Origin of the sequence: Planococcus sp. NCCP-2050, from assembly GCF_023708025.1 — a bacterium.
Lineage (GTDB): Bacteria > Bacillota > Bacilli > Bacillales_A > Planococcaceae > Planococcus.
On the sequence record NZ_BRCX01000001.1, the window covers coordinates 1486471 to 1500331 of the forward strand.

Below are 13861 nucleotides of genomic sequence, written 5' to 3' on the forward strand. Positions count from 1 at the left end.
GTTAGGAGGAGGTCCTTTGGGAAAAAGAGGATTGTCCATGAGGCGCAAAGAAAGCATCTACGGTTACATTTTCATATTGCCGTTCATCATCGGTTTCATCGGTTTTACCGCTGGGCCATTGCTTTTTTCATTTGCGGGAAGTTTCACAGATTACAATATAACATCACAGATGGAATTCATCGGAGTTGAAAACTACCAAACGCTTATCGTGGAAGATGGTCTTTTTCGGACTTCTTTGTGGAATACGCTGTACTATGTCCTGCTTTCTGTCCCGTTGACGACATTAGGTGCCATCTTCCTTTCGGCCCTTTTAAATCAGGATGTACCGGGAATCCGTTTTTTCCGGACTTTATACTATTTGCCGGCAATTCTATCAGGCGTCGGAGTCTACCTTTTATGGATGCAATTGCTGGAACCCGGAACCGGGATGGTCAACCTGCTATTAGGCTGGGTCGGCATCGATGGGCCGAACTGGCTCTTTGACCCGGATTGGACTAAGCCATCTTTAATCCTGATGAAATTGTGGAGCGTCGGCGGTTCGATGCTCCTCTACCTTGCAAGCATGCAAGGCGTTTCCAAATCACTGTATGAAGCTGCTGAAATTGACGGCGCAAGCCGATGGCGGCAATTCGTCCATATCACCATCCCTATGATTACGCCCGTCATTTTCTTCGACGTGGTGACCAGTTTAATCGGGGGCTTCCAAATTTTCCAGGAAGCTTACATTATGTCCGGGAATGGTGAAGGCGGTCCCGCCAATTCCCTCTTGTTCTACAATTTGTATATGTGGAACCAGGCATTCGAGAATTTCGATATGGGCTACGCCATGGCAATGTCGTGGATTCTATTCGTCATCGTATTCATTTTGACCGTCATTAACCTGAAACTTGCTCCCCGTTGGGTGCATTATGAAGGGGAGGACAAGTAAATGGACAAGCCGGAAGAAAAAACAGCTTATCTCGATGAACCGGAAAAACTTCAGACGATTTCAAAAACCGGATTTTTTGAACATCGCGGAAACCGCAATAATATGTGGCGCCTTTTCAATTTCGTTTTATTGGCAGCGGGAAGCCTGCTAATCTTGTCGCCGCTTTGGTGGATGTTTGCGACGTCTCTGAAGACGATGGCAGAAGTCATGTCCTATCCCCCTTCTTTCTTCCCAAAATCGTGGGAATGGGGGAATTACATCCGTACCTGGCAAGTAGCGCCTTTTACTACCTACACAATCAATACCTTGACCATCACAACCTTGGTTGTGATCGGAAGTGTATTGGCGAATTCGTTTATTGCCTACGGATTTGCAAAAATTCCGTTCCGCGGTAAAAACGTCTGGTTCGCCATTGTGCTTTCGACCATGATGATTCCCGGATTTGTTACGCTGATTCCCCAATACGTGCTATTTTCTAAATTGGGATGGGTCAATACGTATTATCCGCTCATCGTTCCGCACTTTTTCGGAAGTGCCTTTTACATTTTCCTGCTTCGCCAGTTTTATATGACCATTCCGACAGAACTGATCGAAGCAGCAAAAATCGAAGGGGCCAGCCATTTCTACATTTGGTGGAAAATCGGACTTCCGTTGACGAAGCCAGCACTCGCGACCGTAGCAATTTTCTCATTTAACGGCGCTTGGAATGATTTTCTTGGCCCGCTTCTCTACTTGAATGATGAAAATCTCTATACCTTGCAGCTCGGGCTAGCCGTGTTTAAAGGGCAGCTGGATACGCAATGGAATTACTTGATGGCAGGATCGCTTCTCGTGCTCCTCCCCGTCATTCTATTGTTTTTCTTCTTCCAGAAATACTTTATCCAAGGCATCAACCTCCAGTCCGGCGGAAAATAAATGTAGTTGCAAAAAACCCTTCGCAGAAATTTGCGAAGGGTTTTTTCACTCGAAAAGCGTCTTGCCCTGAACACGCGCGGATGCATGTCCAGAAATGTTGCGTTTTTCTGGTGAAATGCGCTTTCAATTGCGAGAAGCGAAGGCTATTTGCGTTTAAATTTTTTTATTTGCGTTCAAAGGAAGTTTATTTGCGCTTAGAAATTTTTATTTGCGCTCAGCGGATTTTATTTGCGTTAAAACATTGTTATTTGCGCTCAGCAATTCAAGCATACAAAAAAGGGCATCCCGAATGTCCGGATGCCCTTTTACCCTGCTCTTAAACAGCAGCTGTTTTTTCTTTTTTGATTTGCTTGCTGCGCAATTGTCCGCAAGCTGCATCGATGTCGGCGCCTTGTTCTTGGCGAACGCCACAGTTGATGCCTTTTTTCTTCAATGCATCGTAGAATGCACTGATGGCTTCCGGCGTGCTTTGCTGATACTGATCGTGTTCGCTGACCGAGTTGTACGGGATCAAGTTGACGTATGACAGATGGCGCTTGTCTTCAAGCAATTTCGCCAATTGATTCGCTTCTTCGACATGGTCGTTCACGTCGCGCAATAAAATATATTCGAATGTGATGCGGCGATTTGATTTCTCCAAATAGTAATCGATCGCAGCCATCAATTTCTCGATTGGATACGCTTTGTTGATTTTCATAATGCGTGAACGCAATTCATTGTTCGGCGCATGGATGGAGATGGCCAAGTTAACTTGCAAGCCTTCATCCGCATAGTCGTAGATTTTCGGTACGATTCCGCTTGTCGATACCGTGATGTGGCGAGCTCCGATAGCCAAACCTTTTTGGGAGTTGACGACATTCAAGAAGCCCATCAAGTTCGTATAGTTGTCGAACGGTTCGCCGATACCCATAACAACGATATGGCTCACGCGCTCATCTTTTTGCTGAGCATCAAAGTGAGCTTGTACTTGCATGATCTGCTCAACGATTTCGCCCGCATTTAAATCGCGGCTCTTTTTCAAAAGTCCGCTGGCGCAGAAACTGCAGCCGATGTTGCATCCGACTTGAGTCGTTACGCAGACCGAGTTTCCGTATTTAAAACGCATCAAAACGGTTTCGATCAAGTTTCCATCTTGTAAACGGAAGAGGAATTTAATCGTGCCGTCTGCCGATTCCTGTTTTACCGCTTCTTCAAGCGTACGGATGGCAAAGTTATTTTCCAGTAATTCAATGACTTCTTTGCTCAGATTGTTCATCTGGGAAAATTCAGTCACGCGTTTAATATATAACCAGTCCCATACTTGTTCAGCACGGTACTTTTTCTGTCCATTTTCTAAAAACCATTCTTTTAGCTGATCGATCGTCATACCATAGATGGAATTTTTCATTATTAGAACCCTCATTTCAGAATTTCACAATTGCTTATTATAATACTAAAAATATGGCTTGACAACAACTATTTTTGTTTACACAGAAAAATCTGTCTTTAAGATTGTCTAATCTTCGGCATTTCCGGGTAAAGAATCGGGTAAAGGAGGTCTGTTTATGGGAGAAATTACGCACATCGGCTTAGCGGTTCCGGATCTCGACCAAGCCATTGACTGGTACAGCAAAGTATTCGGATTTTACACATTGGCAGGGCCATTTGAATTTGAAGCGGTTGAAGCAGACGAAGAAAACATGACACAAGATTTGCAAGGAACCGATATACAAAAAATGCGCAATGCCCATTTAATGTCGCATAATGGAATCGGCATCGAATTATTCGAATTCCAACAACCCGCTTTCAACGATGAAAATCCTCCGCTCCATAAGGGATTTTTCCACATTTGCCTGATTGTCGATAATTTAGTGGAATCGATTGAACGAATTGTCCAGCACGGAGGCAAACAGCGCAGCAAAATCTGGCAAACGACGAAAGGCAAGCCGCATTTCCTGGTCTACACCGAAGATCCTTTCGGCAATATCATAGAGCTTTATACGCGAAATACCTCTGAAATGTACGCCAATAAATAAAAGAAACCAGCTGATTTTTTACCGATCAGCTGGTTTTATTCGTTTAGACAAGTTGTTCTTTTTTAGGAAGCATGGAGCCGTGCTTCGCAAAATTAGCATGCCATGAGAAAGCTTTCTCCAAAACGTGCGGCGTTTGCCCTCCGCGCGTCAATGCCTCTTCATAATATTCACGCAGCGCTCCCCGGTAAGAAGGATGCACACAGTTTTCGATAATCACTTCAACACGTTCACGCGGCGCAAGTCCACGAAGATCGGCGTAGCCTTGTTCAGTGACGACGACATCCACGTCATGTTCCGTGTGGTCGATATGAGATGCGAAAGGCACGATGCTTGAGATATTGCCGCCTTTGGCAATGGATTTCGTTACAAAGATCGCTAGACGGGCATTGCGGGCAAAGTCGCCTGATCCGCCGATGCCGTTCATCATTTTCGTTCCGCACACATGCGTTGAATTGACATTGCCGTAAATATCAAATTCCAGCGCTGTATTGATGGAAATCAAACCAAGGCGGCGGATCACTTCCGGATGGTTGGAAATTTCCTGTGGGCGCATGACGATTTTATTGCGATAGTTATCGAATTCACTGAAGACCTGTTTCATCTTTTCCTCTGACAAGGTGATGGAACAGCAAGAAGCGAATTCCACTTTGCCGGCATCGATCAAATCGAAGACCGCGTCCTGCAGCACTTCCGAATAGACTTCCAATCCTTCAAACTCCGAATCCAGCATGCCGTGGAGAACCGCATTCGCGACTGATCCGATGCCTGACTGCAACGGTGCCAAAGTTTCCGTCAATCTCCCCGCCCGGATTTCAGCACGGAAAAATTCAAGCAAGTGATCAGCCATGATTTTGGTTTCGGCATCAGGCGCAACAATGGTGGACGGTGAATCCAATTGTTCTGTGAAGACAATCCCTTTGACCTTTTCCATATCGATTGGAATGCCGATCGTTCCGATGCGCTGATCGACTGTTGTCAATGGAATCGGTGAACGCTCGCCTTGTTTGCCGGTATCATAAATGTCGTGCAGCCCTTCAAATAATTCAGGCTGGGCCATGTTGATTTCCACGATGATGTTTTTTGCGTGCTTGGCAAAAACAGAAGAGTTTCCGACAGAAGTCGTCGGAATGATCATGCCATCCTCAGTAATGGACAGCGCTTCCACAATCGCAAAATCAATCGGTTCAGTGACCCCAGATCTGACCCATTCAGCTGTGTGGGATAAATGATGGTCGACAAAAAGCATTTCGCCTTCATTGATTTTTTTGCGCATCGCCGGCTCGGCTTGGAACGGCAAGCGTTTGTTGACAATGCCCGCTTCTGCAAATATGCGGTCGATATCTGATCCGAGTGACGCGCCAGTAAAGATGTTCACTTTAAAGTTTTCCGTTTCTGCCCGCTTTACCAAAGCAAAAGGAACCGCTTTCACGTCGCCAGCACGCGTAAATCCGCTAAGGCCTAAAGTCATTCCGTCATGGATCCATGAAGCAGCCTCTTCCGGTGTCACGATGCGCTGCTGTAATTCAGCCGCCTTGATGCGTCCAAGTTTGTTCTCCATATTGATCACTCTCTTTCCGATTTTTAGTCAATAAAACAGCATATATTCACAAGATAAAGCGTTTTCATGAGCGTGCGCTCAGTCAAAATCCGCATTCAATCTAATTAGGGACTAGTTTTTTAATTATTAGATAACTTTATCTTAAAATGTGTCTAAAATGTGTTTTACCGGTTAGAAGAGTGAGAAAAATGAGTGAGGCAGAAAATTTTCCGCCTCAAGCAGCATTTTCTAAAATCCGAGCATTTTCCGAAAATAACTTGAGTAGGATTGGCTGACGGGAATTCGGTCTCCATTGTTCATTGCCAGCACAAAAGTGGAATGAGTATCCGGATAAATTTCTTTTATATGATGAACATTGACGATAAACGAGCGGTGACAACGAATGAACATATCCCGCGGCAATAAAAATTCAAATTCCTGCAAGGTACTTTTATTGGTGCCGGATAGCTCAGCTGCATAGACATGGGTTTTCCGCTCTTTCACTTCCAAATAAGCCACTTGCGCAAAAGGAATGGGCTTCCAACCATCGGAAGTTTTTACTGTCACCACCGATTTCCCTTCGGTGAGCGCCGGATAAATGGCAATCACACAGCCTTCGAGCGCCCCTTCTTTTTCAAAAGGCACAGCCATTCCATGATAAGGCACCCCAAAAACATCCCGATCGACGAATTCAGAAGATTTTTGATTAGTTGTTAATGCCATATGCGCCATGCTGCCTTCTTTTATCGGATCTCCGGGACGAATTTTCAAATCGATTCTTTTGCTCGGCCGGTAGTAGACATATTCTTTCGTATTGGTGACGACAATCGATACTTCATCGGAGAACAATTCTCCCATGACATCAAGCAACGAGCTTTGTGTAAACCATTCCATAAGACGGCCCCTGCCTTTCTTCACTATTATTTCTTAATGATACAGGTCTGTCTCCTGACTATCACTAAAAGTTAAAACAGCTGCCCGTAATAGGACAGCTGCTGCGTTTCTTTCTAAAGCATCGTGCCGGTTTGAGCTAATTTTCCATGCCAAGAGAAAGCTTTTTCCAGAACATGCGGCGTTTGCCCTCCTCGTTCCAGTGCTTCCTCGTAGTATTCAAGCATTTTTTTCTTGTATGTCGGATGTACACAATTTTCGATGATCAGCTTCGAACGCTCCCGCGGCGCAAGTCCGCGCAGGTCTGCATAGCCCTGTTCCGTGACGACGATATCGACGTCATGTTCCGTGTGGTCGATATGGGTGGCGAAAGGCACTACACTTGAAATCCGCCCGCCTTTTGCGATCGATTTTGTCACAAAAATGGAAAGCCGGGCATTTCTTGCAAAGTCCCCGGATCCACCGATGCCGTTCATCATTTTTGTCCCGGATACATGGGTCGAGTTGACGTTGCCGTAAATATCGAATTCCAATGCCGTATTGATGGAAATCAGTCCGAGGCGGCGAATGATTTCAGGGTGATTGGAAATTTCCTGGGGCCGCAATATGAGTTTGTCCCGGTATTTTTCGAAATTCGAAAATACCTGCTTCATTTTTTCTTCAGACAAAGTGATGGAGGAACTGGAAGCGAAACGGACTTTACCGGCATCAATCAGCTCGAACACCGCATCCTGCAGCACTTCCGAATAAACCTCCAAATCTTCAAATTCAGAATCGATCAATCCATGAAGAACAGAGTTCGCCACCGTTCCGATGCCCGATTGCAGCGGAGCAAGTTTTTCAGTCAGCCGTCCTGCCCGGACTTCAGAACGCAGAAAGTTCAGCAAATGCTCCGCCATCAATTCCGTTTCCTCATCCGCTTCTGCAATTGTTGAAGGTGAATCCGGTTGATGCGTAAAAATAATTCCACGCACTTTTTCCAAATCCACCGGGATTCCCGGTACGCCGATTCGGTCGCTTACATGCGTCAATGGAATCGGAGATCGCTCCCCTTGCTTGCCGGTATCATAAATATCATGGATTCCTTCGAATAGAACTGGCTGAGCTGTATTAATTTCTACAATGACGTTTTTCGCATACTGTACAAAAAGAGCCGAGTTTCCGACAGAAGTCGTTGGAATGATTAATCCATCTTCTGTAATTCCAAGCGCTTCGATGATGGCAAAATCAATGGGTTCAATAACACCCGCTTTAATCCACTCCGCCGTCTGAGACAAATGATGATCGACAAACAGCAAATCGCCTTCATTGATTTTTCTTCGCATCACCGGATCTGCCTGAAACGGCAGGCGTTTGTTGACAATGCCCGCTTCTGCAAACAGTTTGTCAATATCCGAACCTAGAGAAGCACCCGTGAATATGTTCACTTTAAAGCTTTCAGTTTCAGCACGTTTAACAAGTGCCAGCGGAACCGCCTTAGCGTCTCCGGCGCGTGTAAATCCACTTAATCCGAGCGTCATGCCGTCCTGGATCCAAGAAGCTGCAAGGTCGGCGTCGATAACTCGGTCCTGCAATTGAATGGCTTTGATGCGTTCAATGGTTTTTTCCATTACAGTCACCTTTCGTGGCTTGAATGCCGTTCTTATTTATCTTAATTATACCTTACCTCAGCCCTTCTTCCGTAAACCCCTGCGCTGTGTTTCTACTATATTAAGTTAGTTATTCACAGCACTGTAACAAATAGAAAAAATTCCACGCCTAAATGTAAGCGTTTTATTTGACCGCAAAAATTATGATATTTAAATAATTTAATGTTAAAAACCCTATTCCAGCAGGGCCTATAAGTTTTGTGAATATTTATATAACGAAATAATAAATTACTTTGATAACATACTATTTTTATGTTTAAAAATCATTGACTTTACGTTTTTTTCATCATAATATAGGAAAGTTGTTAAAACTAGTGAGGTTTATGAAATAATATTATTTGAAACGAGGCACCATTTATGGCTTCACCCCAACAAAAAAAGATGATAATTTTAATGATTACTTTATTTATTACAATAACAAGTTTCGGAATCACAGGACCGGTCATTCCGGCTTACCTGGAATCGATTAACCAAGGCGGCATGGCTTCTGGAATGATTATCGCCATCTTTGCCGGCGCACAGCTTCTGTTCGCTCCCCTTGGCGGAAAATGGACCGATCAATTCGGCCGCCGAAAAATGATCATCATCGGGTTGATGCTGATTACTGCCGGCGGTTTTTTATTTTACCTGACCGATACATTATGGGTTCTATACGCTTCACGAGTCATTAGCGGAATCGGCGATGCTTTTCTGATTCCTGCAGTTTATGCCTATACAGCGGATATCACAAGCGTTGAACAGCGGGCAAAAGGCACTGGACTGGTGGCAGCTTCTATGTCCATGGGGCTTGTGGCTGGACCAGTAATCATGTTGTTTATGTCCGGGTTCAGTGTGAAAGCACCGTTTCTATTGTCTGCTTTCATTACCTTGACGGCGTTCTTGTTTTCAACCATCTTCTTGAAAGAAAGTGATCCTGCTAGAACCGGACAAGCAAATATCCGAGATTTCGGAGACGAAGAGTCGCTTTCCAAGAAATTTATGCGTTCGACCAAGATGTCTTATTTCATTCCTTTAATCATTACCTTTGTTATGAGCTTCGGTTTGATCGCCTATGAATCGATTTTCGGCTTGGTCTTGAATGATGAATTCAATGCCAGCGTCCAGGATATCGCCATCATGTGCATCGCCATTCAAGGCGTCAGTGTGCTGACACAGCTTTTCGCAGTCGAACGGCTGATTCGCCGCTTCGGGGAAGTCCGTGTCATCCTTACTTTCCTGATTGTCGCATCGGCCGGTTTCCTGCTCGCCCTTGTAGCCAATACGTATAGCCTGTTTTTCTTGGTAACGTTGATCATATTCATGGCAATGTCGATTCTTCGTCCCGTGCTCAATATCCTGATTTCAAAATTGGCCAAAGGCGAAGTCGGATTTGCGATGGGGCTCGGCACTTCTTTTATGGGCATTGGCAATGTTATCGGCCCGATTTCTGCCGGCATGCTCTACGATATCAATTTAGTCTTCCCTTTCATCCTGGGACTGATTATGCTTGGCATCACAATTTCCATTACGGCCATTTGGCACCTATCCCGCTATAAGAAAACGGTCGAGCTTTCAACTGATCTCAGTGTTTCAGCCTTGGCCGATAAATAAAAGAATTCATTTTAAAGAAAAGAGGATTTACCTGTAATGTCACCCGAACAAAAAAAGAAAATCACCATCCTCATGGTGAATATGTTTATCGCAATCGCAAGCTTCGGAATTATTGTCCCTATCCTGCCGGCCTACTTGGTTTCCATCAATCAAGGAGGAACGGCGGCCGGATTAATGATCGCCATTTTCGCCGGCGCTCAATTATTGTTCTCACCGCTCGGCGGAAAATGGGCGGATGTCCACGGACCGCGTAAAGTCATCATCATCGGTTTATCGCTACTGACCATTTCTATGCTGATGTTCTATGCCACAGATTCCATCTGGATATTGTACGCTTCCCGCATCGTCGGCGGAATCGGCGACGCTTTCCTCGTCCCCGGAATCTTCACGTATGTAGCAGGCATTACTACGCCTGCCCAGCGCGCTAAAGGAACCGGGCTTGTGACGGCTTCCATGTCGCTCGGCTTGGTCATCGGACCTGGAATCGGCGGATTTTTGGCTGAATTCGATTTGAAGCTGCCGTTTTTGGTTTCAGCATTCGTCACATTAACAGCCGTACTGTTCTCATTTGTCATGCTGAAAGAAATTGCACCGACTGCAGACAGCCAAAAGCAGGCAGAGGAATTTGCGAAAGACGAATCGATGCTCGAACAAATTGGGCGTTCGGTCAAAATGCCGTATTTTATCCCGCTCATCATCACCTTCGTAATGAGCTTTGGTTTGGTGGCTTATGAATCGGTCATCGGCATGTACTTAACCACGGAATATGGCTCCACTTCGAAAGATATTGCCCTGATGATTACAGCAACCGGAACAATTAGTGTCATTGTTCAAATGTTCATCGTTGACCGCCTGGTTCGCCGTTTCGGAGAAGTGCCTGTATTGATCGCATTTCTTGCTCTCGCGACAGTCGGCTTTATGCTGTCACTGGCTGCCGGAAGCTATGCCACGTTCTTTGGCGTTTCGCTTGTCATTTTCCTGGCGATGGCGATCCTGCGTCCCGTGCTCAATATCCTGATTTCGAAGATGGCGCAAGGTGAAGTCGGATTTGCGATGGGCATGAACACTTCGTATATGAGCCTTGGCAATGTACTTGGGCCATTGTCTGCCGGTTTGCTATTCGATTTCAATATCAATCTTCCCTTTATCCTGGGACTCGGGCTTCTGATTGTCACTTTATCAATCGCTGTGGCGTGGCGCAGTTCACGTGCTGCTAAGGCCTTGGCACTCATTCACAATGAAGAATTGAAAGCTGAACCTCTTGCTTAGAGGCTCAGCTTTTTTATTGTAAAAATTTCGGCAAAAAAATAATTTAACGCATAAGTTCATTCCGTTGACACGGACTATGTACTCAAATAATATAGGGAAGCTGAGAAAAAATATTCACAACATTATATAGAAGAAATGAGGGTGTTTCGATGTCGCCAGACCAACGAAAAAAGATTTTTATTTTAATGATTAATATGTTCATTGCCATTGCGAGTTTCGGAATTGTCATTCCGATTCTGCCTTCTTATTTAGAATCGATCAATCAGGGCGGTATGGCTGCCGGCTTAATGATCGCCATTTTCGCTGCCGCGCAATTCCTGTTTTCTCCGATTGCCGGCAAATGGGCGGATCAATACGGCCGCCGGAAAATGATTATCTACGGCTTGCTCGGCCTGACAATCTCTATGTTTGTCTTTTACGCGTCAGACCTTATTTGGGTCCTTTACATTTCCCGTGTAATCGGCGGCATCGGGGCTGCGATGCTCGTTCCAGCTATCTTCGCCTATATCGCTGATATTACAACTTTTGATCAGCGTGCAAAAGGCACCAGCCTCGTTTCGGCTGCTATGTCGCTTGGGATTGTAGTGGGGCCGGGGATTGGCGGATTTTTAGCTGATTACAGCTTGAAGCTGCCTTTCCTGATTTCGGCACTTGTTTCATTAGTAGCAGTGCTGTTTTCTGTGGCGCTTTTAAAAGACAGCGACGCTGTGGAAGAAAACCCAGTAGTGGCTGCAGCTGCACCTGATGATGAATCCATGTTCAAGAAAATCGGCCGTTCAGTAAAAATGCCGTATTTCATTCCCCTCGTTATTACATTGGTTATGAGTTTCGGATTGCTTGCTTACGAATCGGTAGTCGGCCTGTACTTGGACAACCAATTCAACTCGACGGCTAAAGACATCGCCTTCATGATTACGGCTACAGGCGTCGTCAGCGTCATCGTTCAATTATTTATCGTTGACCGCATTGTCCGACGCTTCGGAGAAGTAGCGATTTTAGTTTTCTTCCTCGGAGTTACAGCAGTCGGTTTCCTCTTTTCATTATTTGCCGGAAGCTACGCCATGTTCTTCGGCGTATCGCTCGTGATCTTCATGGCGACTTCCATTTTGCGCCCTGTTTTGAACACGCTGATTTCAAAAATGGCAGAAGGCGAAGTCGGATTCGCGATGGGCATGAACAATGCTTATATGAGCATCGGCAATGTCATCGGACCGCTTCTTGCCGGTGTACTTTATGACGTCAACATCATCTACCCGTTCATTCTGGGCCTTGCGATGCTGTTAGTGACGATGTTCATCACCGTTTTATGGCAACGTTCAAGAACTGCCAAATCCACGGCAACCGTTTAATAAAGTCTAAAGCGAAGGGCTCCTTTTATAGGAGCCCTTGTTTTATTGCCTCTTGCTTATACAATTCCGGCTAAACTTTGCGGTATTCCTTATATAGTTGTATAATTATTATACAAACAATCTAAAGAAATGTAGGTAATGCTATGTACAATATTAAAGCAGCTGCCAAAATTTTAGATATGCCGAAAGTGACGATCCGTTCGTGGGAAACCCGTTATAACGCCATTACGCCTGCGCGTACGGAATCCGGACACCGGCTTTATTCGGATCAGAACCTCGAAGATTTAAAATGGCTTAAAATTCAAGTGCAAGATCGAGGCATCAAAATCAGTGAAGCTGTAAAGCAATTGCATGCTTCCAAAAGAAATCCTGTTGAAAAAGAGAAAACGCCTGAACCGGTAAGTTCAGAGCCTTATCATAAACAAGTCCAGGAACTGTATTTGGCAGCTTCCGAAATGGACACCGAACGCTTCAATTATTTATTGGACCTCCATTTTTCGTTGTTCCACTACCGGACTGTATTCTTTTCCATCATTGTGCCGTTAATGGTGCGGATTGGCGAAGAATGGGAAAACGGTTCGTTGACGGTGGCGCATGAACATTTGATCACTAATATTGTCCAGCAGCGCTTTAACCAATTTTTCCGCGTATTTCCGATTTCGCCTGAGCTTCCGAAAGTCATGGCATTGTGCCCGAGCGGCGAGCATCACCAATTAGGCTTATTGCTCTTTAGTTTGTTCATGCGCGAAAATGGCTTCCAAGTGATGTACTTTGGTGAAAATACGCCGCTTGACGGCATTGCGCAACTGACAGTCGACCACGATATTGAAATTACTTGTATGGCGGTTTCTTCCCCGCGCATGCTGCCTGTGGTCAATCAATACATCGACAGCATTGCCGCAGAAAAGCCCGAAATGCAATTCTTAATTGGCGGTGCAGGCATCAGCGAACAGAAAGCCGAAAAAAACAGATGGTTCCTTGGCAATTCCTACGAATCATGGCAAGAATGGCTGGATCAACAAGCGAAAAACCCCTTAAGCAGAGCTTAAGGGGTTTTTGTGTTTATACGGAGGCCATTGCTCTATTTTAAAATTGGGTTTAAGAATAATGGATAGAATATAAGAAATACAAAACAATGCCGCTCACCAAGAAATTCATCGTCCCCATCACCTTATTTTTTTGGCGAAATTCAGTGATGCCTGAAGTGATAAGCATGAGGGCTAAAAACAGTGGCAAATAAGAGATTATGGTCTTAGTTGATTCTTTTGCGGCCAAAACATAGACAGATAAAGCCAAAACTATGGCAGCTAAAAGAAATATGAGTTTTTTCAATGGCGGCGCCTCCAAAAAATTTATCAAAGCAGTGTAATTAAAAATGGCCATCCAGTTGATGGCCATTTTGATTAGTTTTTTTATTTATAGCAAATCCAAGTCTTGATAATCTTTTTGGTAAGGTCCGTTATCCGTTACTTCCGAATGATACAAGGCTTTCAATGCAAAACTTTTTTCCAGTTCCATGTCTTTCATCAATACTTTCAAGCGCTTTTTCAGCTCCGGATGATCGTTCACGAGCTGCTCCATCTTTGATTTCGTGTATTTCATGTTTCGTGCCAACTCCTTTCAGATCTCTTGCCTCCATTATACCATCTAGCCGCGGCAAGCTTCAAAATAACGAAAAACGCACCTGCTTCTGCAGATGCGTTTTCTTGTTTTATTGC

General features: G+C 44.8%; 13 protein-coding genes. 7 read left to right on the top strand and 6 right to left on the bottom strand.

The window, feature by feature from the left end:
* The first annotated feature begins 16 nt into the window (after positions 1 to 16).
* Entirely contained in the window at positions 17 to 928 is a 912-nt protein-coding gene (locus NFU07_RS07305) for a carbohydrate ABC transporter permease (protein ID WP_251476270.1), read from the top strand.
* On the top strand, positions 929 to 1843 hold the full coding sequence (locus NFU07_RS07310) for a carbohydrate ABC transporter permease (RefSeq protein WP_309296768.1): 915 nt from the start codon (positions 929 to 931) through the stop codon (positions 1841 to 1843). It begins immediately after the preceding gene.
* A 316-nt stretch (positions 1844 to 2159) separates the two neighbouring features.
* Here NFU07_RS07310 and rlmN read toward each other — a convergent pair whose 3' ends face one another.
* Positions 2160 to 3230: a dual-specificity RNA methyltransferase RlmN gene (gene rlmN, locus NFU07_RS07315; protein WP_251476273.1), complete on the bottom strand. Its 1071-nt coding sequence runs from the start codon at positions 3228 to 3230 to the stop codon at positions 2160 to 2162.
* Positions 3231 to 3387: 157 nt separating this feature from the next.
* On the opposite strand from rlmN, the gene NFU07_RS07320 reads away from it, so the two are divergent.
* A complete protein-coding gene (locus NFU07_RS07320; RefSeq protein ID WP_251476275.1) occupies positions 3388 to 3858 on the top strand; it encodes a VOC family protein in 471 nt (156 codons plus the stop codon).
* Between the two features lie 43 nt (positions 3859 to 3901).
* Here the strand turns inward: NFU07_RS07320 and scpC (NFU07_RS07325) are convergent, their stop codons facing one another.
* The 3 genes from scpC (NFU07_RS07325) to scpC (NFU07_RS07335) form a co-directional block, all read right to left on the bottom strand.
* Positions 3902 to 5416, bottom strand: a complete 1515-nt coding sequence (scpC, locus tag NFU07_RS07325) for a succinyl-CoA:acetate CoA-transferase ScpC (RefSeq protein ID WP_251476277.1) — start codon at positions 5414 to 5416, stop codon at positions 3902 to 3904.
* 228 nt (positions 5417 to 5644) lie between these two features.
* The gene (locus NFU07_RS07330; protein ID WP_251476279.1) at positions 5645 to 6289 is read right to left on the bottom strand and encodes a LytTR family DNA-binding domain-containing protein; all 645 of its coding nucleotides are present in this window, start codon (positions 6287 to 6289) and stop codon (positions 5645 to 5647) included.
* A 113-nt stretch (positions 6290 to 6402) separates the two neighbouring features.
* Positions 6403 to 7896, bottom strand: a complete 1494-nt coding sequence (gene scpC, locus NFU07_RS07335; RefSeq protein ID WP_251476281.1) for a succinyl-CoA:acetate CoA-transferase ScpC — start codon at positions 7894 to 7896, stop codon at positions 6403 to 6405.
* A 396-nt stretch (positions 7897 to 8292) separates the two neighbouring features.
* Here scpC (NFU07_RS07335) and NFU07_RS07340 point away from each other — a divergent pair, with 396 nt between their 5' ends.
* The 4 genes from NFU07_RS07340 to NFU07_RS07355 all read left to right on the top strand — a co-directional run bounded on the left by NFU07_RS07340 (position 8293) and on the right by NFU07_RS07355 (position 13192).
* The gene (locus NFU07_RS07340; RefSeq protein ID WP_251476283.1) at positions 8293 to 9525 is read left to right on the top strand and encodes an MFS transporter; all 1233 of its coding nucleotides are present in this window, start codon (positions 8293 to 8295) and stop codon (positions 9523 to 9525) included.
* A 36-nt stretch (positions 9526 to 9561) separates the two neighbouring features.
* On the top strand, positions 9562 to 10794 hold the full coding sequence (locus tag NFU07_RS07345) for an MFS transporter (protein WP_251476290.1): 1233 nt from the start codon (positions 9562 to 9564) through the stop codon (positions 10792 to 10794).
* A gap of 149 nt (positions 10795 to 10943) precedes the next feature.
* Complete coding sequence (locus tag NFU07_RS07350; RefSeq protein WP_251476292.1) at positions 10944 to 12143, top strand: MFS transporter; 1200 nt, start codon at positions 10944 to 10946, stop codon at positions 12141 to 12143.
* Between the two features lie 143 nt (positions 12144 to 12286).
* Positions 12287 to 13192, top strand: coding sequence for a MerR family transcriptional regulator (locus NFU07_RS07355; protein WP_251476294.1), 906 nt, complete (start codon positions 12287 to 12289; stop codon positions 13190 to 13192).
* Positions 13193 to 13241: 49 nt separating this feature from the next.
* Here the strand turns inward: NFU07_RS07355 and NFU07_RS07360 are convergent, their stop codons facing one another.
* Positions 13242 to 13475 carry a DUF3953 domain-containing protein gene (locus tag NFU07_RS07360; RefSeq protein WP_251476296.1) on the bottom strand — a complete coding sequence of 78 codons (234 nt, stop codon included), beginning with the start codon at positions 13473 to 13475 and terminating at the stop codon, positions 13242 to 13244.
* A gap of 84 nt (positions 13476 to 13559) precedes the next feature.
* Complete coding sequence (locus NFU07_RS07365; protein ID WP_251476298.1) at positions 13560 to 13745, bottom strand: hypothetical protein; 186 nt, start codon at positions 13743 to 13745, stop codon at positions 13560 to 13562.
* Positions 13746 to 13861 lie beyond the last annotated feature (116 nt).

Excerpts from the sequence above, each read along its gene's own strand:
- scpC (WP_251476281.1), bottom strand. The coding sequence starts at position 7,896 with ATGGAAAAAACCATTGAACGCATCAAAGCCATTCAATTGCAGGACCGA.
- NFU07_RS07320 (WP_251476275.1), top strand. The coding sequence starts at position 3,388 with ATGGGAGAAATTACGCACATCGGCTTAGCGGTTCCGGATCTCGACCAA.
- rlmN (WP_251476273.1), bottom strand. The coding sequence starts at position 3,230 with ATGAAAAATTCCATCTATGGTATGACGATCGATCAGCTAAAAGAATGG.
- NFU07_RS07345 (WP_251476290.1), top strand. The coding sequence starts at position 9,562 with ATGTCACCCGAACAAAAAAAGAAAATCACCATCCTCATGGTGAATATG.
- NFU07_RS07365 (WP_251476298.1), bottom strand. The coding sequence starts at position 13,745 with ATGAAATACACGAAATCAAAGATGGAGCAGCTCGTGAACGATCATCCG.
- NFU07_RS07340 (WP_251476283.1), top strand. The coding sequence starts at position 8,293 with ATGGCTTCACCCCAACAAAAAAAGATGATAATTTTAATGATTACTTTA.
- NFU07_RS07355 (WP_251476294.1), top strand. The coding sequence starts at position 12,287 with ATGTACAATATTAAAGCAGCTGCCAAAATTTTAGATATGCCGAAAGTG.
- NFU07_RS07330 (WP_251476279.1), bottom strand. The coding sequence starts at position 6,289 with ATGGAATGGTTTACACAAAGCTCGTTGCTTGATGTCATGGGAGAATTG.
- NFU07_RS07310 (WP_309296768.1), top strand. The coding sequence starts at position 929 with ATGGACAAGCCGGAAGAAAAAACAGCTTATCTCGATGAACCGGAAAAA.
- scpC (WP_251476277.1), bottom strand. The coding sequence starts at position 5,416 with ATGGAGAACAAACTTGGACGCATCAAGGCGGCTGAATTACAGCAGCGC.
- NFU07_RS07350 (WP_251476292.1), top strand. The coding sequence starts at position 10,944 with ATGTCGCCAGACCAACGAAAAAAGATTTTTATTTTAATGATTAATATG.